This is a genomic window from Streptomyces fractus (assembly GCF_049844455.1).
Lineage (GTDB): Bacteria > Actinomycetota > Actinomycetes > Streptomycetales > Streptomycetaceae > Streptomyces > Streptomyces fractus.
On record NZ_JBMYHI010000002.1, the window covers coordinates 9456832 to 9473743 of the forward strand.

General features: G+C 71.4%; 21 protein-coding genes. 16 read left to right on the top strand and 5 right to left on the bottom strand.

The genetic code is table 11. From position 1 onward, the window contains the following. The first annotated feature begins 43 nt into the window (after window positions 1–43). The 9 genes from ACP4E5_RS45145 to ACP4E5_RS45185 all read left to right on the top strand — a co-directional run bounded on the left by ACP4E5_RS45145 (window position 44) and on the right by ACP4E5_RS45185 (window position 6174). Entirely contained in the window at window positions 44–439 is a 396-nt protein-coding gene (locus ACP4E5_RS45145) for a hypothetical protein (protein WP_425840803.1), read from the top strand. Window positions 440–461: 22 nt separating this feature from the next. Next, complete coding sequence (locus tag ACP4E5_RS45150) at window positions 462–830, top strand: SFCGS family glycine-rich protein (RefSeq protein ID WP_425840805.1); 369 nt, start codon at window positions 462–464, stop codon at window positions 828–830. Continuing rightward, window positions 827–1162 (top strand): DUF4312 family protein, encoded by a 336-nt coding sequence (locus ACP4E5_RS45155; protein ID WP_425840808.1) that lies wholly within the window; start codon window positions 827–829, stop codon window positions 1160–1162. The genes ACP4E5_RS45150 and ACP4E5_RS45155 overlap by 4 nt, the downstream gene beginning before the upstream one ends. Before the next feature lie 4 nt (window positions 1163–1166). Further along, window positions 1167–1955 (top strand): DUF4311 domain-containing protein, encoded by a 789-nt coding sequence (locus ACP4E5_RS45160; protein WP_425840811.1) that lies wholly within the window; start codon window positions 1167–1169, stop codon window positions 1953–1955. A 13-nt stretch (window positions 1956–1968) separates the two neighbouring features. Further along, window positions 1969–2712 (top strand): DUF4310 family protein, encoded by a 744-nt coding sequence (locus ACP4E5_RS45165; protein ID WP_425840814.1) that lies wholly within the window; start codon window positions 1969–1971, stop codon window positions 2710–2712. 25 nt (window positions 2713–2737) lie between these two features. Next, the gene (locus ACP4E5_RS45170; RefSeq protein ID WP_425840817.1) at window positions 2738–3841 is read left to right on the top strand and encodes a DgaE family pyridoxal phosphate-dependent ammonia lyase; all 1104 of its coding nucleotides are present in this window, start codon (window positions 2738–2740) and stop codon (window positions 3839–3841) included. After that, entirely contained in the window at window positions 3838–4101 is a 264-nt protein-coding gene (locus ACP4E5_RS45175) for an HPr family phosphocarrier protein (protein WP_425840820.1), read from the top strand. Before ACP4E5_RS45170 ends, ACP4E5_RS45175 begins: the two co-directional genes overlap by 4 nt. A 29-nt stretch (window positions 4102–4130) precedes the next feature. After that, a complete protein-coding gene (locus ACP4E5_RS45180; protein WP_425840823.1) occupies window positions 4131–4724 on the top strand; it encodes a bifunctional 4-hydroxy-2-oxoglutarate aldolase/2-dehydro-3-deoxy-phosphogluconate aldolase in 594 nt (197 codons plus the stop codon). 76 nt (window positions 4725–4800) lie between these two features. Continuing rightward, window positions 4801–6174 (top strand): FG-GAP repeat domain-containing protein, encoded by a 1374-nt coding sequence (locus ACP4E5_RS45185; protein ID WP_425840825.1) that lies wholly within the window; start codon window positions 4801–4803, stop codon window positions 6172–6174. On the opposite strand, the gene ACP4E5_RS45190 is transcribed toward ACP4E5_RS45185, so the two are convergent. Continuing rightward, a complete protein-coding gene (locus ACP4E5_RS45190; RefSeq protein WP_425840828.1) occupies window positions 6171–6587 on the bottom strand; it encodes a 5-carboxymethyl-2-hydroxymuconate Delta-isomerase in 417 nt (138 codons plus the stop codon). The genes ACP4E5_RS45185 and ACP4E5_RS45190 overlap by 4 nt on opposite strands. A 131-nt stretch (window positions 6588–6718) precedes the next feature. Then, window positions 6719–8083 (bottom strand): FAD-dependent oxidoreductase, encoded by a 1365-nt coding sequence (locus tag ACP4E5_RS45195; RefSeq protein WP_425840830.1) that lies wholly within the window; start codon window positions 8081–8083, stop codon window positions 6719–6721. A 250-nt stretch (window positions 8084–8333) separates the two neighbouring features. Here ACP4E5_RS45195 and msrA point away from each other — a divergent pair, with 250 nt between their 5' ends. The 4 genes from msrA to ACP4E5_RS45215 all read left to right on the top strand — a co-directional run bounded on the left by msrA (window position 8334) and on the right by ACP4E5_RS45215 (window position 11507). After that, entirely contained in the window at window positions 8334–8843 is a 510-nt protein-coding gene (gene msrA, locus ACP4E5_RS45200; RefSeq protein ID WP_425840833.1) for a peptide-methionine (S)-S-oxide reductase MsrA, read from the top strand. 131 nt (window positions 8844–8974) lie between these two features. After that, on the top strand, window positions 8975–9439 hold the full coding sequence (locus ACP4E5_RS45205) for a MarR family transcriptional regulator (RefSeq protein WP_425840836.1): 465 nt from the start codon (window positions 8975–8977) through the stop codon (window positions 9437–9439). 59 nt (window positions 9440–9498) lie between these two features. Continuing rightward, window positions 9499–11235 carry an MFS transporter gene (locus tag ACP4E5_RS45210; RefSeq protein ID WP_425840839.1) on the top strand — a complete coding sequence of 579 codons (1737 nt, stop codon included), beginning with the start codon at window positions 9499–9501 and terminating at the stop codon, window positions 11233–11235. Between the two features lie 116 nt (window positions 11236–11351). Continuing rightward, on the top strand, window positions 11352–11507 hold the full coding sequence (locus ACP4E5_RS45215) for a hypothetical protein (RefSeq protein ID WP_425840841.1): 156 nt from the start codon (window positions 11352–11354) through the stop codon (window positions 11505–11507). An 8-nt stretch (window positions 11508–11515) separates the two neighbouring features. Here the strand turns inward: ACP4E5_RS45215 and ACP4E5_RS45220 are convergent, their stop codons facing one another. The 3 genes from ACP4E5_RS45220 to ACP4E5_RS45230 all read right to left on the bottom strand — a co-directional run bounded on the left by ACP4E5_RS45220 (window position 11516) and on the right by ACP4E5_RS45230 (window position 13549). Further along, window positions 11516–11842 (bottom strand): aminotransferase class I/II-fold pyridoxal phosphate-dependent enzyme, encoded by a 327-nt coding sequence (locus ACP4E5_RS45220; protein WP_425842161.1) that lies wholly within the window; start codon window positions 11840–11842, stop codon window positions 11516–11518. A 134-nt stretch (window positions 11843–11976) separates the two neighbouring features. Next, window positions 11977–12552, bottom strand: a complete 576-nt coding sequence (locus ACP4E5_RS45225) for a cysteine hydrolase family protein (protein WP_425840844.1) — start codon at window positions 12550–12552, stop codon at window positions 11977–11979. A gap of 7 nt (window positions 12553–12559) precedes the next feature. Beyond that, window positions 12560–13549 carry an LLM class F420-dependent oxidoreductase gene (locus ACP4E5_RS45230; protein WP_425840847.1) on the bottom strand — a complete coding sequence of 330 codons (990 nt, stop codon included), beginning with the start codon at window positions 13547–13549 and terminating at the stop codon, window positions 12560–12562. A 185-nt stretch (window positions 13550–13734) separates the two neighbouring features. Between ACP4E5_RS45230 and ACP4E5_RS45235 the strand changes: the two genes are divergently transcribed. From ACP4E5_RS45235 to ACP4E5_RS45245, 3 genes are all read left to right on the top strand, one after another. Further along, on the top strand, window positions 13735–14958 hold the full coding sequence (locus ACP4E5_RS45235; protein ID WP_425840850.1) for a styrene monooxygenase/indole monooxygenase family protein: 1224 nt from the start codon (window positions 13735–13737) through the stop codon (window positions 14956–14958). Between the two features lie 72 nt (window positions 14959–15030). Further along, entirely contained in the window at window positions 15031–15624 is a 594-nt protein-coding gene (locus ACP4E5_RS45240; RefSeq protein ID WP_425840853.1) for a TetR/AcrR family transcriptional regulator, read from the top strand. A gap of 26 nt (window positions 15625–15650) precedes the next feature. Continuing rightward, a complete protein-coding gene (locus ACP4E5_RS45245; protein WP_425840856.1) occupies window positions 15651–16889 on the top strand; it encodes an NADH:flavin oxidoreductase in 1239 nt (412 codons plus the stop codon). Window positions 16890–16912: the final 23 nt, after the last annotated feature.

Sequence of the window (16912 nt, forward strand, 5' to 3'; positions counted from 1 at the left end):
CCCGCCCATCGACCGCACCACCGAACCACCGAGAGGCCCGTGAATGAGCACGCCCCTGATCGAACGGCTCGCGACGGCCGTCCAGGACACCACGCAGCCCGTCACCGACGAGGACCGGACGGACCTGGCGGAGTTCCTGCCGCTCGCGCGGGCCCACGCGCAGGTCGCCGGGATCGACTTCGACGAGACACGCGTGCTCGCCCTCGCCGTGCACGCGCTCGCCTTCGTCCGCCGGGTGCGCACCGCCGAACACCTCGACCCGCTCGACCCGGAACTCGCCTCCGAACTGCCCGCGGACCGGATGGAATCCGCCCGCACCCTCATCGACACCTACTGCGCCCCGCGCGAGTTCCTCGCCGGGGACACCGAAGTCCTGCTGCTCGCCCTGCACTTCGAGGCGGCCGCCCAACTCCAGCAGCAGTCCACACCGCAGGCCTGACCACACACCAGGGAGCACCGCCATGACAGTCAAGATCGTGATCGGACACCGGCTCGGCAAGGGCCAGGCCGTCGCCGACGGCGTACGTGCCGCGGGCGGCGAGCCCGTCCTCATCGCGGGCCCCGGCGCCGACATGAAGGTCGGCGACGTGATGGCCGCGGAGGGTGCCGCGCTCGGCATCTCCTTCTGCGGCAGCGGCGGCGCCGGAGCCGTCACCGCCAAGGCCAAGTACGGCCACGACATCGAGTTCGGCATGCGCTCGGCGCAGGCCGGGGTGACCGCCGTGGAGCAGGGCCGCACCGTCCTCGGCTTCGGCTTCCTCGACAGCGAGGAACTGGGCTTCAAGGTCACCGAGGCGCTCCTCAAGAAGCTGGGGGAGAGCGCCTCGTGAAGCAGACCCGGCACACCCTGCGGCTCACCGGCTCGGGGCCCACCAGGGACAAGGCGTTCGCCACCGCCATCGGTCAAGTGCAGTCGTCGGTCGACAAGTTGACCGACGGCGTGTGCTTCCGCGTCGAGCCCCTCGAACTCGATGTCGTCTCGGCGGTCGAACACCGCTGGACGGAACGCTTCCTCGGGCTCCTCTTCCCCCGCCCCCGGCAGCGCTTCGAACTCACCCTGCGCGTCGAGGTGCAGGTGGCCTCCCTCGACCTGGAAACCGTCGACTTCACGGTGCGCGAGGAGCGGCTCTCGCCGGTCCAGCACGCCCTGCACATGAGGTGACCCGATGAACGAGACCCTCACCGTCCTGCTGGAGTCCCTCGTCATCGGCGGACTCATCGGCTTCGGCGCCTCCGCGGGCGTGGCCCGCATGTTCCACGCGCCGAAGGTCCAGGGCATGGGCGCCTTCCGCACACTCGGCGAGCTGAACGCCTGTCAGAACGACCCGGTCGCCCACTTCTCGTTCGGCCTCGGCTTCCTGTTCAACGCCTGGTCGAGCGCGGTCGGCACCGGTGCGCTCACCTCCGACGTGGACCACCGCATCGTCCCGCACTGGACCGCGTCGGTCGCGATGATCAAGAACCGCAGGCTTGCCGAGACCCTGCACAACCCCCGGCGGATGGCGCTCACCGGCACCGTCGTCGGCATGGTCCTCGTCACCCTCCTCAACACCACCGCCGCCTCGATCCCGCACTCCTTGCAGGACGTAGCGGCCAAGGTCCTCGGGCCCGCCTCGGAGTGGCTGATCAACCCCGTCATGCCGATCATCTTCTGGATGGCCGCCGTCGACGCGGGCCGGCGGGCCGGAGCCTGGGGCACCGTCCTCGGCGGCCTCGGCCACCTCGTGATGGGCAACGCCGTCCCCGGCATCGTGCTCGGCATCGTCATCGGCAAGGGTGTCGACGACCTCGGCTGGACGAAGGTCACCAAGTCCCTCGCGGGCGTGGTGATCGCGCTGTTCGCGGCCAGCACGATCCTGCGCGGCGCCGACCTCACCCTGCTCGAGCAGATGAACGTGCACATCCCGCACTGGCTCGCGCACTTCCACGACGCCACCGGCACCAAGCCCGAGTGAGGCAGGCAGCGACATGACCGAGACATCCACCACCGCATCGGGCGGCATACCGGCGCAGAACTCGGGCTCCGGCGAAGAGCGGTCCAAGGGCGGATTCCTGACCAAGGTGCCGGGCGAAGGCAGCTTCTGGCTCGCCGAGTGGGCCTTCCCCGTCTTCGTGGCCTGCCTGGCCGCAGGCATCTTCACCGGCACACACCTCTATTACGTCTACCACACCGGCGTGTTCAGCGACGTAGCCGTCGCCTCCATGCTCAAGGCCGGTATCGAGAACGGCAGTTACGGAGCGGCCGCCGCCTTCGGCGCCGGCTTCCTGTTCGCCCGTGTCATCGAGGGGCCCATGGTCGGCATCCTCGACATCGGCGGCTCCCTCCAGACCGGCGTCGGCATCGGCATCCCCGCCATGCTGCTGGGCGCCGGATTCACCGCGCCGCTCGACCACTTCTGGCTCGCGATCCCGGTGGGCGCGCTGCTCGGCGGCCTGATCGGCGTGGCCATCCTCGCGATCCGGCGCGCCACCGTGAACTCGACGGGCGGCACCTCGACGTTCGGCGCCGACGTGATGATGGGCGCGGGCAACTCCGCCGGACGCTATCTGGGCCCGCTCGTCATCATCTCCGCCGCCACCGCGTCGCTGCCCGTCGGCATCGGCTCGACCATCGGCGCCGCCCTCTTCTACAAGTGGCAGAAGCCGCTGACCGGCGGGGCCATCATCGGCGCGATGGTCGCGGGCCTCTTCTTCCCGATCCCCGGCAAGTGACCGCCCCCAGGCCTTAGGAAGTACCGTGCAATCTCTCCACCACGACCTCGGCACACCGCCCGCCATCAACGCCAGCGGCAAGATGACCGCGCTCGGCGGCAGTGTCCTGAGTGACGGCGTCGTCGCCGCGATGGGCGAGGCCGCCCGCCACCACGTCGTCATGGACGACCTGATGGCCGCCGTCGGCCGCGAGATCGGCCGCGCCACCGGCGCCGAGGACGGCTGCCCCACCACGGGCGCCGCCTCCGGCATCGCCATCGCGGTCGCCGCCGTCATCGCGGGCACCGACCTGTCCCGCATCGAGGCGCTGCCCGACGCGGGCGACGCCCCCTGCGAGGTGATCCTTCCGCGCGGCCACTCCGTCCATTTCGGCGCGCCCGTACGGCAGATGGTCGCGCTCGGCGGCGGCCGCCCGGTCGAGGTCGGCTCCGCGAACAAGGTGAGCGCCGCCCACCTCGCAGGCGCGATCGGACCGCGCACCGCCGCCCTGCTGTACGTCCAGTCCCACCACGCCGTGCAGAAGGGCATGGTCTCCCTGGCCGAGACCATCGAGGTGGCCCGCGCCCACGAACTCCCGGTCATCGTCGACGCCGCCGCCGAGGGCGAGTTGCGCCACTGGCCCGCCACCGGCGCCGACCTCGTCGTCTACAGCGGCGGCAAGGCGGTCGGCGGACCCACCTCCGGAATGATCTGCGGCAGCGCCGCGCTCATGACGGCGTGCCGCGCCCAGTACGGCGGCATCGCCCGCCCGATGAAGGTCGGCAAGGAGACCCTCTTCGGGCTGGTTCAGGCCCTGCGCGAGTACGGCAGCGCCCAGGGCGGCGGCCACCGGCCGCGCATGGAGAAGCTCGCCGCACGCCTCGCGGACCTGCCGGGCCTCACCACCCGGGTCGTCAGCGACGAGGCGGGCCGCGACATCCACCGCACCGAACTCACCGTCGACCCCGAGACGGCGGGCCGCGACGCCTCCGCTCTCGCCGCCGAACTCGCCGCGAGCGGCGTGTATCTGAGGGACCATCACGCCGCGACGGGACGCCTCGCAATCGACCCGCGCCCCATGAACACCGACGAAGAGGAACAGCTCGTGGACCGGCTGACCGCACTGCTGGACGGAGAGAACAACCGATGACCGTCGTCGAACGCCGCCTGGTGGTCACCGAGGAGGCCGGCCTGCACGCCCGCCCCGCCACCGCCTTCGCCCAGATCGCCTCCCGCGCCTCCTCCGACGTGACCGTCGCGCGGGACGACGGCCACGAGGTCCCCGCCCGCAGCGTCCTGTCGCTGATGACACTCAACATCCGCTGCGGCGACGCCATCGTGCTGCGCGCCAGCGGGGCCGACGCCGAGTCGACCCTGGACGCCCTCGCCGAGATCGCGGCCCCGGCATGACCACACCCCGTACCCGACCGGAGCACACCATGCACGCCGAAGTCATCGACGCCCTGCGCGCCGCGCGCGTCACCCCCACCGTGCGCGAGGCCGACGCGGACACCGCCGACGCGGTGGCCCGCACCCTCGTCCAATGCGGCCTCACCGCCTTCGAGTTCACCGCCACCACCCCGGGGTGGGAGGGCCTCGTCGCTGCCTGGTCGAAGGAGTTCCCCGAGGTGACACTCGGCCTCGGCACGGTCACCTCGCCCGAGATCGCCGAGCGCGCCCTGGCGGCCGGGGCGAAGTTCCTGGTCAGCCCGTTCCAGGTGCCTGAGGTGCGGCCCGTCGCCGACGCCGCGGGCCGGCTCCTGGTCGAGGGCGGCCTCACCCCGAGCGAACTGCGCACCGCGGCGGACCGGGGTGTCGCCAAGCTGTTCCCCGCACACGTCGGAGGCATCGCCTACCTGAAGTCGGTCCTGTCCGTGCTGCCCGGCGCCCGGATCATGGCGACCGGCGGCGTGAGCGTGGACGACGCCGCCACGTGGCTCGCCGCGGGCGCCTTCACGGTGAGCATCGGCAGCGACCTCACGCGCGGCGACGTAGCGGCGAACGTGGCGCGGCTGAAGGAACGCATCGGCTGATGCCGGGAGTCGGTCCCACGTAACGGAGCGATCTCGTCGCTGGAATCCGCGGGGGCGCATCGGTTCTAGTGGCCGCATGACATCCGAGCCGGCAGCACCTGCGCGCGGCGGTCCGCGGTGGCGGCGAGGCAGGGCCCTCATCGCCACCGCGCTGCTACTGTGCACGGCCACCGGGGCCCGCCACCACGAGGGCTATCCGCCGGTCCCGGACAGCCCCTGCGCGGCGTCGGCCGCGACCGCGAAGAACACCGGCAGGCCCGCACCGGACCTCGATGGCGACGGCCACCCGGACCTGCCGCTCGCCCTGCCGGCGAGCAACGGGGACGTCTTCCAGACCGGCCGGATCGCCCTGCTGCACGGCGCGCGGCCGGGGGACCGCACGGTGTTCACGCCCAGCGACTTCGACCTGCCCGAGCACGACCCCATGACCGACCGGCGGACCGGCCCGCTCCTCGCCGACCTGGACGCCGACGGCCACCTCGACCTCGTCGCGGGTGGCAGCGCCCATGTGCAGTGGGGTGGACCCGATGGGCCGGACCCCGGGAACAAGCCCGCACGCATCCCGCTGCCACACATGGGAAAGTGGCAGCCGGTCCGGATCAGCAAGAGCGAAGACGTCTACCGGGCGCCGCCGGTGGCCGGTGACTTCAACGGGGACGGGCGGATCGACCTGGCCACCTACCGCACCAGCATGTACAAGCGTCATCTCGTGGTGCTGAACGGCCCGTTCACCCGCACCGGCAAGCCCGCGCGGATCACCGAACGTGCCGACCACTACGGCGACGCCGCCGAGCTCATCACCATACTGGGGCTGACCGCGGCGGAGGTGACCGGCGACCGCGCCACCGATCTGCTGGTGCACGACCCCGGAGAGCCGAAGACACCCCTGCTGCTCGCCGGGGGAGCGGACACCGCGAGCGGCCTGGCCTCGCGGCCCGTGGCACTGCCGACGGGCGGGAACATCGCCGTCGGTGACTTCGACGGCGACGACAGGCCCGACATCGCGCTCGGCGACAGCGGCATCCCGATGGACGAGGAGTTCGCACCGCGCGACCGCAAGGGCAAGGTGACGATCCGTTACGGCAAGGCGCCGGAGGCCCCGGTCGTCTTCGACGGGGGAACCCGCAAGGGAGGCTTCGGCATCAACCTGATGGCCGCCGACGTCAACGGCGACGGCTGCGACGACCTCGCCGTGCGCAGCGACGGCGACCTGGAGGGCGGGCACGACCGGGTCGACATCCTGCGGGGCGGCTCCTCGCCGGGCCTGGGCTCCGAGCCCTGGCGCACCCTGCCGCGGCCGTCGGGTCGCCTCATCGACGTCGCCGATGTCGACGGCGACGGCCGCGACGAACTCGTCCTCGCCCTGCACAAGACCTGGCGAGTGGTCGACGGCTCGGGCGAACGGCTGGAGTCGTTCGACGTACGGAAGGTGGCGCGGCCGCGACGTTAGGCGGCAGGTGTGCACCCGTGGTGCTCGGGGCGGGGACCCGTCCTTGCGCTCCATGCGCGGCGCGTCGGGTACAGGCTGTAGGCCGCGAGGGGACGCACCTCCACCGAGCACACCACGTCGGCACCGGAGTCCGCGCCCACGTGCTCCAGGAGCAGCGCCAGGATCCGCTGCGACAGGCGCGTCATGGTCCGCTCGCTGCGCCCCGGGAGCAGCGCCACCTCCACGTGCACGACCGGCACGTCGTCGTACTCGCTGCCGACGACGTACGTCTCCGTGGCGGCGCGGAAGAACGTCTTGCAGGTGCCGCGCGAGCCGGACCCCTCGACGATCAGGGCGTGCAACGCGGTGGCGAGCGCGGCCCGGTCGAGGGTGTCGGTGAGTCGGGGCGAGTAGTCGACGGTGATCTGAGGCACGGCGCCTCCGCGGCGGACAAGGTGAGTGGGTTTTACATCTACCTGAACGCCACTTTATCCCGTCGCCCGTCGTGCCTCGAACCCACGGGTATGGGTGAGGGCCCGGCCGAGCCCGGCCGGGCCCCGTCGTGTCACGCCTCGCTGGCGTCGAGCATCTCCGCGCGCTCCACGATCTTCACGCGCTCACGGCCGTGCGGCTCGCCGAGCGCCTTCTCCGCGGCGTCCAGCTTGTACCAGCCGTCCCAGGTCGTGTACCGCACGCCGCGCTCGCCGAGGAACGCGACGACGGACTCCGGGGCGGGCGCGGACGGCGTCTGCAGGCGGCCCCCCGCGTGGTCGGCGAGCAGGTTCGCGATCGCCTCGTTGGCGTCGCCCTTGGTGTGCCCGATGAGGCCCACGGGGCCGCGCCGGATCCAGCCGGTGACGTACGTCGACTGCAGGTGCTCGCCGTTCTCCTGGATGACGCGGCCGCCCTCGTCCGGGACGGTGCCGGACTTGATGTCCCAGGGCAGCTTGGGCAGTTCGTCGGAGAGGTAGCCGACGGCGCGGTAGACGGCGCCGAGGTCCCAGTCGGTGAACTTGCCGGTGCCCTTGACGTTGCCGGTGCCGTCCAGCTCCGTGCGCTCGGTGCGCAGACCGACGACGCGGCCGTCCTCGCCGAGGATCTCGGTCGGCGACTCGAAGAAGTGCAGGAACAGCTTGTGCGGGCGGTCGCCCTCGTCGCGGATCGCCCAGTTCTCCAGCGTCTTGGCGACCATGTCGGTCTGCTTCTCGCTGCGGCGGGCGGCGATCGAGCCCTCGTCGTAGTCGATGTCCTCGGGGTTGACGATGACCTCGATGGACGGGGAGTGGTCGAGCTCGCGCAGCTCCATGGGGCTGAACTTCGCCTGAGCGGGGCCACGACGGCCGAAGACGTGGACCTCGAGGGCCTTGTTCGCCTTCAGGCCCTCGTAGACGTTGGCCGGGATCTCGGTCGGCAGCAGCTCGTCCGCCGTCTTCGCGAGGACGCGCGCCACGTCGAGCGCGACGTTGCCCACACCGAGGACGGCGACCTTCTCCGCCTCCAGCGGCCAGGTGCGCGGGACGTCGGGGTGGCCGTCGTACCAGGAGACGAAGTCGGCGGCGCCGTAGGAGCCTTCGAGCTCGATGCCCGGGATGTCCAGCGCCCGGTCCGCCGTGGCTCCGGTGGAGAAGACGATCGCGTCGTAGAAGGCGCGCAGGTCGTCGAGGTCGATGTCGCGCGGGTAGTCGACGTTGCCGAACAGGCGGATCTGCGGCTTGTCGAGCACCTGGTGGAGGGCCTTCACGATGCCCTTGATGCGCGGGTGGTCCGGCGCGACGCCGTAACGGATCAGGCCGAACGGAGCCGGCATGCGCTCGAAGAGGTCGATGGACACCCCCGGCTCGGAGGCCGCTTCGGACTTGAGCAGGGCGTCGGCGGCGTAGATGCCGGCGGGGCCGGCTCCGACGATGGCGACCCTCAGGGGGCGAGACATGGTTCAGGTTCCCTTCGAGTGGGTTCCCGCGGTCCGTATGTGCTGGTCGGGCCACGAGTGCTTGGAGGGAAGCCTAAAGTAAGGCAAGCCTTAGAAAGTAGGCGGGTCCGGTCTATGGGCACATAAGGCTGCCTTATGGGGGTCGATAGCTTCGCTTGAGGGGTTCGGCCTAAGCTGGAAGATCTGTGGGTCGCGCTCTGTTGGACCCGTAGGAACTGTTCGTCGTGTCAGGTAGTGCAGGGAGTGGCGTATGTCGGAGGTAACCGAGAGGGCAGTGCTGGCAGGCGGCTGCTTCTGGGGTATGCAGGACCTGATCCGCAAGCGGCCCGGCGTGCTGTCGACGCGCGTGGGGTACTCCGGCGGTGACACGCCGAACGCGACGTACCGCAACCACGGCGACCACGCCGAGGCCATCGAGATCGTCTACGACCCCTCCGTGATCACCTACCGCGATCTGCTGGAGTTCTTCTTCCAGGTCCACGACCCGACCACGAAGGACCGCCAGGGCAACGACCTGGGGCGCAGCTACCGGTCGGCGATCTACTACGTCGACGACGCGCAGCGCCAGGTCGCCGTCGACACCATCGCGGACGTCGAGGCGAGCGGCCTGTGGCCCGGGAAGGTCGTGACCGAGGTGGAGCCGGTCGGCGACTTCTGGGAGGCCGAGCCGGAGCACCAGGACTACCTGGAGCGGTACCCCGAGGGGTACACCTGCCACTTCCCGCGGCCGAACTGGACGCTGCCGAAGCGGGCTGCCTGAGCGACCGGATTCCGGGCGCCGCCCCTTGGGGGTGGCGCCCGTTTTCTTGCCTTGAGGCTTGACATGTTCTGGGCAGGAAAGAAGTGTGGCGACATCTTGTTTCCGCGTACACGTAAATGCATGATGGCTACATGCATAAGCGGGTTATGGACCCCGGCGGCGGCTGTGCGGCTGCCCCGCAGGAGAGCCTCATCGGCTCCGTGGAGCAGCTGGTCCGCCACGTCCGCAGAAGCGCCGTCACCGGCGGCCTGAGCACCGCGGCGTCCGCCGCCCTCGCCCGCCTCGGCCGCGAGGGGCCTCAGCGCCTCACCGACCTGGCCCGCGCGGAAGGCGTCTCCCAGCCGAACATGTCGCAACTGGTGACCCGCATGGAGCGCGCGGGCCTCGTCCGCCGCACCGCTGACCACAGCGACGGCCGGGGCGTCCTCGTCGACGTCACCGACAGCGGCATGGAGGTCTTCCGGCAGCGCAGGGCCGAACGGGATCAGGCACTGAACGACCTGGTGTGGGAGCTGACACCGGCCGAGCAGACCGCCGTCCGGCTCGCCCTGCCGGCCCTTGCGCGCGTGATCCAGGAGCGGCACCAGGGGCCCTGACCACGCCGTGCACACCCGCGTCGTCCCACTCGTCCATACGTCGCGAAAGAGAAGCACACATGAGTGCACCCACCGCGAAGGCGGCGAAGTCAGCGAGTCCCTTCAAGCAGCCCAAGGCTGTCTGGGCCGTCGCGTTCGCCTGCGTCATCTCCTTCATGGGCATCGGCCTCGTGGACCCGATCCTGCCCGCCCTTGCCGACAGCCTGCACGCCACGCCCAGCCAGGTCTCCCTGCTGTTCAGCAGCTATCTGATCGTCACCGCGGTCGCGATGCTCGTCGTCGGCTGGTTCTCCAGCCGCTTCGGCGCCAAACGCACCCTCGTCATAGGCCTGAGCGTCATCGTCGTCTTTTCGGCGCTCGCCGGGGCCACCGGCTCCATCAACGGCATCGTGGGTTTCCGCGCCGGCTGGGGGCTCGGCAACGCGCTGTTCATCGCCACCTCCCTGGCCGTCATCGTCGCGTCGGCGAGCGGCGGATTCGGCGGCGCGATCATCCTCTACGAGACCGCGCTCGGCCTCGGCATCGCCGTCGGACCGCTGCTGGGCGGCGAGTTGGGGGCGATCAGCTGGCGCGGGCCGTTCTTCGGCGTCGCCGTCCTGATGGCCATCGCACTGGTCGCCACCATCGCGTTCGTGCCCGACCTGCCCCGGCCCAAAAAGATCACGTCGCCCCTCGCCCCGCTCAAGGCACTGCGCCACCGCGGCCTGCTGACCATGGGCATCATGGCGCTGCTCTACAACTGGGGCTTCTTCACGATGCTCGGGTACGCGCCGTACCCCATGGAACTCGACGCCCACGAACTCGGCCTCGTCTTCACCGGCTGGGGGCTCCTGGTCGCCCTGTTCAGCGTCTACTTCGCGCCGCGCCTCCAGGCCCGCTACGGCACCGCCGCCGTCCTGTACGCGAATCTGTTCTGCCTCGGCGTGGTGATGGCGGTCATCGCCGTCGGGGTCTCGACGCCGACCGTGGTGATCGTCGCGGTCATCGTCAGCGGCGCCTTCATCGGCATCAACAACACGCTCACCACGCAGGCCGTCATGCTGGTCTCGCCGGTGGAGCGGCCCGTCGCCTCCTCCGCGTACGGCTTCCTGCGGTTCATCGGTGGCGGCCTCGCCCCCTACGTCGCGGGCAAGCTCGCCGACGCCATGGATCTGAGCGTGCCCTTCTACCTGGCGGCGCTCACCTTCGTCCTCGCCATCCCGGTCCTCGCCAGCGGGCACCGGCTGCTGCGGCAGGCCGAGGCGAACCTCGGTGAGGGCGAGCCGGTGCGGCCCTCGTTCACGCCCGTCGGCGCCGTCGCCCGGAGTACCGACCCGCGCGTCGTCGTCGCCGTCGGAGACCACGACCGGGCCCCCGCCATCGTCGACGCGGCCGCGCGCCTCGCCCGGGACACCGGCAGCCCGCTGGAGGTCGTGCACGTCCGGCAGACCGCGGTGGTCGACGACCAGGCCGCCGACGCCGAGGACCTGGCCCAGGCCCGCGCCGCCGTGCAGGACCACCTCGACCGGCTCGCCGGTCAGGGGACGGCCGCCACCGGACAGGTGCTCAACAGCGTCGGGGACCACGCCGCCGCAGGGCGCGCGCTGGCCCGGCACGCGGCGGACGTCGGCGCCCGCGTCGTGGCCGTCGGGCACTCGCCGCGCGGCCCGCTCACCCAGTTCGCCGACGGCAGCTTCACCACCGCCCTCACCCACGCCTGCGCGTGCACGGTCGTCCTCGTCGGCACCGGCACGGACTCCGCGCCGCGCCCGCTCAACGCGGCGGCGCTGGCCGAACTGCGCGGCGCCGGAGCCTGAGCCGAAGGGCCCCGGCAGGTGACACGCGTTTGCCGGGACCCCGTTCGGCAAGGAACAAGGTCAGGAAGGCCAAAACGGGGAGGCACAAGGGCATGTTCGGTCCTGGAAACGGTTGGGTGCGCACACGCACCGAGGCAGACACCAAGGCGTTCCTCAAGGAGAAGGAACTCGAGCGGGAGCGCGCGAAGGAGCCGGGGAAGGGCACCGCGATCCTGACCGGGATCGTGGTGCTGTTCCTCATCGGCTGGGCCGTGTACGCCTTCGTACGCTGAACCGGCCCTCAGCGGACGGCGCGCAGGCCGTCGATGAGGGCGCTCACCCCGCGTTCCACCTTCGAGCGCGGGCAGCCCACATTGAGCCGCACATGACCGGCCGCGCCGTACGCCGTGCCCGGCATGATCGCGACCCGCTGCCGCTCGACCAGCTCGCGCTGGAGCGCCTCCTCGTCCACGGCGAGGGGGCGCAGGTCGATCCAGGCGAGATAGCCGGCCTCGGGCGGCGCCCAGCCGAGTTCGGGGAACGCCTCCTTCAGGCGCTCCGCCACGTTGTCCGGCAGCGACAGCAGCCGCTCCAGCTCCGCCCAGTCGCCCAACGGGCAGGTGAGCAGCCGCCGTTCGCGCGCGGCGACCGTCTTGGGGAAGGGATCGCCCGCCGAGCGGCGCCGAGGGTGTCCGTTTCGCCGACACGGATGAGATCACAGCAGGTCGGGCAGGCCATGTCCGTGGCCAATCTCGCCCGCCCTCAGCCCCGGCCGTCGAACGTCACCTCCGAGGCCGCCACGATGTGCGCCCCCATGTTGCGCCGCATCATCTCCAGCGCGGCGTCCGCGAGCTTCGGATGGATGGCGGCCACCGCGTCGTGCGGCACCGTGGTTCGCAGATGACGGATGTGCGCGTCGAGCGCCGAGTAGAGCACGCACTGCTCGGTGACCTGGCCGCACAGCACGATGTGTCCGACGTCCAGTTCCCACAGCAGGTACGAGAGCGGGGTCTCGTAGAAGATCGAGTGGCGGGCCTTGACGACGAACAGGGAGTCCTCGTCGGGCCGCAGCGGCTCCACCAGTTCGGCGTGCGGGCCGGCCAGCGCCGTGTCCACCAACTCGCCGTGGTGCGAACGCCACTCGCCGAAGTTGTCGTTGACGTAGATCACCGGAACACCGGCCGCGCGGGCCCGGCCGAGCAGGTCCACGACGGCCGGGACGGCGGCGCGGGACGCGGGCAGCAGCAGCTCCGCGTCGTCGTGGTCGTACGTGTTGATCATGTCGATCACGACGAGCGCGGAGTTCCCGGCCGACGGCGCCGGTGCGTGCTCGGTCATCGCCCGGTCATCCGAAGGCGTCGCGCAGGGCGGGCAGCAGTTTCCCGGCGGACCATTCCAGGAAGCCGCGCTGCTGGTCGCCGCCGATCTGGACCAGGGCGAGACCGGTGAACCCGGCCTCCGCGAAGGGCCGTGCGGCCTTCACGAACTCGTCCACGTCGTCGCCGAAGGGAATCGACGCGGCGACGTCCTCGGGCCGCACGAACTGGGTCGCGCCCTGGAACGAATCGGGGTGCGGAAGCTCGGAGTTGACCTTCCAGCCGCCGCCGAACCAGCGGAACTGCTCGTGCGCGCGGGCGACGGCGGCCCCGCGGTCGGGGTCGTAGGAGACGGGCAGCTGACCGATGCGCGGCTTGCCCTCGCCGCCGTGCCGGTCGAAGGCCGTCAGCAGCTCCGCCTTGGGCTCGGTGGCGATGAGCAGATCGGCGAGGCGGCCCGCCAGTTCGCAGGACTGTTCGCCCGAAACGGCGATGCCGATCGGCGGGGCGGTCTCCGGCAGGTCCCACAGGCGGGCCGAGTCGACGTCGTAGTGCTTGCCGTGATGGGTGACATGACCGCCCTCGAACAGCGCGCGGATGATCGTGACGGCCTCCTCGAACATCTCGTGCCGCACGTCCACCGCCGGCCAGCCACGGCCCACCACATGTTCGTTGAGGTTCTCCCCGGAGCCGAGCCCGAGGCGGAAGCGGCCCTCCGAGAGCAGCTGCAGGGTCGCCGCCTTCTGCGCCACCACCGCGGGGTGGTAGCGGAAGGTCGGGCAGGTCACGTACGTCATCAGCGGCAGCCGCGACGTCGCCTGCGCGACGGCCCCGAGCACGCTCCAGGCGTACGGGGAGTGGCCCTGGGAACGCAGCCAGGGAAAGTAGTGGTCGCTGGTCACCGAGAAGTCGAACCCGGTCTCCTCGGCCCCGACCGCATGGCCCACCAGCTCGCGGGGCCCGGCCTGCTCGGTCATCAAGGTGTATCCGATGTCCATGACCACCGCGTCCCCGATCATCCGCGGATCTAACAATTTCGGATGATTTGTTCGGCATTGTCGACCTCAGGGCACGGCCCGTGACCACGCCGAGGCGCTCCCGTGCGGCCCGTGTCGCATGTGGGGCCCCGGCGTCGGGTAGGGGCACAGGCGCCGGAACGGTGGCAGCTGTCACCGAGTCGAACTCGTCGTGGGGGAGAGCGCGCATGCCGGACATCGGGATCGTGGGAACCGGAGTGGCGGGCCTGCATCTGGGGCTGCTGTTACGCGCACGGGGCATCGACGTCACCCTCTACACGGACCGGCCCCCCGAAGCCGCCGCGTCCGGGCGGCTCCCGGCCACCGTCGCCCACCACGCGCCGACCCTGCTGCGGGAGGAGACGCTCGGCGTGCAGCGCTGGCCCGGGGACACGTACGGCTACGGCTGCCACCACCACTACGTGGGCGGACCCACGCCGCTGATCTTCCGCGGCGACTTCGTCGCGCCCTCGCGGGCCGTCGACAACCGCCTCTACCTGCCCGCGCTCGCCGCGGACCTCCAGGAGCGCGGCGGCGAACTCGTGGTGCGGCAGGTGACGCCCGCCGACCTGGAGCACGTCGCGGCCCGGCACGACCTGCTGGTCGTGGCGTCCGGGCGCGGCCCCCTCGCGGGGCTCTTCCCGACGGTGGCCGACTCGGCGACGGCCGACGCGCCGCGCCGACTCCTGTGCGCCGGCCTCTACCACGGCGTGGCACCGAACGATCCGAAGGGCGTGACCCTGTCGATCGCACCGGGCCGCGGCGAGGTCATCGAGATCCCGCTCTACTCCGCCGCCGGACACGTCACCGCGCTGCTCTTCGAGTGCGTGCCGGGCGGCGGGGCCGACGGCCTGTGCGCGGCGGACGCCGGAGAGGACGAGGGGCGCTTCCTGCGCGCGGTCCTCGACGAACTCGCGCACCACCACCCGACCGTGTTCGAGCGCGTCGACCTCGCAGCCTTCGGCCTGACCGGCCCCCTCGACGTGGTGCGCACCGCGATCGTGCCGACCGTGCGCGCCGACTACACGCAGCTGCCCTCGGGGCGCTACGCGCTCGCTCTCGGCGACGCGCACATCACCGTCGACCCGATCGTCGGCCAGGGCGCCAACGCGGCCTCGTACTCCGCCCAGGTCGTCGCCGACGCCATCGCCGAGGACCTGGCCTTCGACGAACTGTTCTGCCGGCGCGTCGCCCAGCGCCGCGCCGAGGTCGTCCTCGGGGCCGCCCGCTGGTCCGAACTCATGGTCCGCCCGCCCGCCGAGCACATCCTGGAACTCCTCGGCGCGATGAGCACCCACAAGAGCGCGGCCGACGAGTTCACCGACAACTTCGGCTATCCGGACCGACAATGGAGCGTCGTGGCGACCCCGGAGCGCACCCACGCCTTCCTGCGGCGGCACAAGGCCGCGTAGCCGACCCGGACCGGTGCGGGAAGTTTCCCATCACTGATTGAAAAGTGTGCCGCGCCGTGCTGTCCTGTGCCCATGCCCACCGACACCACGCGGGCGGCACTGCTCGACGCCGCCGAACGGCTCTTCCTCGCCAAGGGGTACGAGCAGGTGTCGGTCCGCGCGGTCAACGCCGCGGCGGGCATGAACCCGGCCGCGGTCCACTACCACTTCGGCACCAAGGAAGACCTGGTCGCCGCGCTGCTGCAGAGCCGGCTCGGCCCGCTGTGGGCCGCGCCGCTCGCCGACGTGGAGCGCAGGGCGGCCACCGGGGAGGCTCCGCGCGTCGAGGAGTTCGTCGACGTACTCGTCAGGCCGCTCGACGAACTGACCAGGACCCCGCACGGCCGCATGCTGCTGCACCTGCTCGCCCGCGTCGTGCTGAGCCGCCGTGAACTCCCCTTCGACGAGCGGTGGTTCGGGCACAGCTCGTGGCGCGAGCTGCTGTGCGCCGCACGGCCCGGCCTCTCCCGGGCGCAGGCGGCACACCGCCTGCGCATGACGTTCGACCTGCTGCTCCAGCTCTACGGCGAGCCGCAACTGGCCACCGCCGAGCTCGGCGGCACGCCCCGCCCGCCGGCGGACACGGTCATCGCCTTCGTCGCGGCGGGGCTCAACGCCCCACCGTGAACCGACAGTTGAGGAGTTGCACAGCCATGAGCACAGCAGACTCCACCCGCGACACCGCCGAGGCCGCGCCCGACCTGCTCGCCCCCGCGCGGCTCGGACCCCTCACCCTCCGCAACCGCGTGATCAAGGCCGCCACCTTCGAAGGTGTCACGCGCGGCGCACTGGTCAGCGACGAACTCATCGAGTACCACCGGCGACCCGCGGCCGGCGGCGTCGGCATGACGACCGTCGCGTACTGCGCCGTCGCCCCCGAGGGACGTACCGAACGCGACCAGATCCATATGCGCCCCGACGCCGTGCCAGGCCTGCGCCGTCTCACCGAGGCCGTGCACGCCGAGGGCGCCGCGATCTCGGCGCAGATCGGCCACGCGGGACCCGTCGCCGACCCGGTCTCCAACGGGCTGCCCGCCCTCGCGCCCAGCCGCTTCCTGAACCTTCAGTCCTTCCGCTTCGCCCGCCCGGCCACCCGCGACGACATCGCGCGCGTCACCCGCGCCCACGCCCGCGCGGCCCGCACCGCCGTCGAGGCCGGATTCGACGCGGTGGAGATCCACCTCGGCCACAACTACTTCGCCAGCGCCTTCCTCAGCCCGAAACTCAACAAGCGCAAGGACGAGTACGGCGGCACCCTCGCGAACCGCGCCAAGGTCGCCCGCGGAGTCGCGCGCGCCGTGCGCGACGAGGTCGGCGACGAGATCGCGATCACCGCCAAACTCAACATGGACGACGGTGTGTCCGGCGGCATCTGGCTCGACGAGAGCCTGCGCACCGCCGCCTGGCTGGAGGCCGACGGCAGCGTCGACGCCCTCGAACTCACCGCGGGCAGCTCCCTGTTGAACCCCATGTACCTGTTCCGCGGGGGCGCGCCCGTGCGACAGTTCGCCGCGACATTCCCCCAACCCCAGCGGTTCGGTATCGAGCGCGTCGGCAAGAAGTTCATCCGCGCCTACCCCTACGAGGAGGCGTTCCTGCTGTCCTCGGCACGCCAGTTCCGGGCCGCGCTCACACTGCCGCTGATCCTGCTCGGCGGCATCGCGGACCGCGAGACCGCCGAACAGGCCATGACCGAGGGCTTCGAGTTCGTGGCGATGGGCCGCGCGCTGCTGCGCGAACCCGACCTGATCGACCGCTTCGCGAAGGACCGCGCCGCGGACCGGCCCACGCACTCGCTGTGCATCCACTGCAACCGCTGCATGCCCACCATCTACACCGGTACGCGCTGCGTCCTGATCGAGCCGGAACCCTTCCACGCGCGCGGCCACTGACGAGGTGACCCCACGCGCGCCGG

Excerpts from the sequence above, each read along its gene's own strand:
- ACP4E5_RS45175 (WP_425840820.1), top strand. The coding sequence starts at position 3,838 with ATGACCGTCGTCGAACGCCGCCTGGTGGTCACCGAGGAGGCCGGCCTG.
- ACP4E5_RS45150 (WP_425840805.1), top strand. The coding sequence starts at position 462 with ATGACAGTCAAGATCGTGATCGGACACCGGCTCGGCAAGGGCCAGGCC.
- ACP4E5_RS45165 (WP_425840814.1), top strand. The coding sequence starts at position 1,969 with ATGACCGAGACATCCACCACCGCATCGGGCGGCATACCGGCGCAGAAC.
- ACP4E5_RS45225 (WP_425840844.1), bottom strand. The coding sequence starts at position 12,552 with ATGACCGAGCACGCACCGGCGCCGTCGGCCGGGAACTCCGCGCTCGTC.
- ACP4E5_RS45180 (WP_425840823.1), top strand. The coding sequence starts at position 4,131 with ATGCACGCCGAAGTCATCGACGCCCTGCGCGCCGCGCGCGTCACCCCC.
- ACP4E5_RS45245 (WP_425840856.1), top strand. The coding sequence starts at position 15,651 with ATGAGCACAGCAGACTCCACCCGCGACACCGCCGAGGCCGCGCCCGAC.
- ACP4E5_RS45210 (WP_425840839.1), top strand. The coding sequence starts at position 9,499 with ATGAGTGCACCCACCGCGAAGGCGGCGAAGTCAGCGAGTCCCTTCAAG.
- ACP4E5_RS45205 (WP_425840836.1), top strand. The coding sequence starts at position 8,975 with ATGCATAAGCGGGTTATGGACCCCGGCGGCGGCTGTGCGGCTGCCCCG.
- msrA (WP_425840833.1), top strand. The coding sequence starts at position 8,334 with ATGTCGGAGGTAACCGAGAGGGCAGTGCTGGCAGGCGGCTGCTTCTGG.
- ACP4E5_RS45195 (WP_425840830.1), bottom strand. The coding sequence starts at position 8,083 with ATGTCTCGCCCCCTGAGGGTCGCCATCGTCGGAGCCGGCCCCGCCGGC.
- ACP4E5_RS45145 (WP_425840803.1), top strand. The coding sequence starts at position 44 with ATGAGCACGCCCCTGATCGAACGGCTCGCGACGGCCGTCCAGGACACC.
- ACP4E5_RS45160 (WP_425840811.1), top strand. The coding sequence starts at position 1,167 with ATGAACGAGACCCTCACCGTCCTGCTGGAGTCCCTCGTCATCGGCGGA.
- ACP4E5_RS45240 (WP_425840853.1), top strand. The coding sequence starts at position 15,031 with ATGCCCACCGACACCACGCGGGCGGCACTGCTCGACGCCGCCGAACGG.
- ACP4E5_RS45185 (WP_425840825.1), top strand. The coding sequence starts at position 4,801 with ATGACATCCGAGCCGGCAGCACCTGCGCGCGGCGGTCCGCGGTGGCGG.
- ACP4E5_RS45230 (WP_425840847.1), bottom strand. The coding sequence starts at position 13,549 with ATGATCGGGGACGCGGTGGTCATGGACATCGGATACACCTTGATGACC.
- ACP4E5_RS45235 (WP_425840850.1), top strand. The coding sequence starts at position 13,735 with ATGCCGGACATCGGGATCGTGGGAACCGGAGTGGCGGGCCTGCATCTG.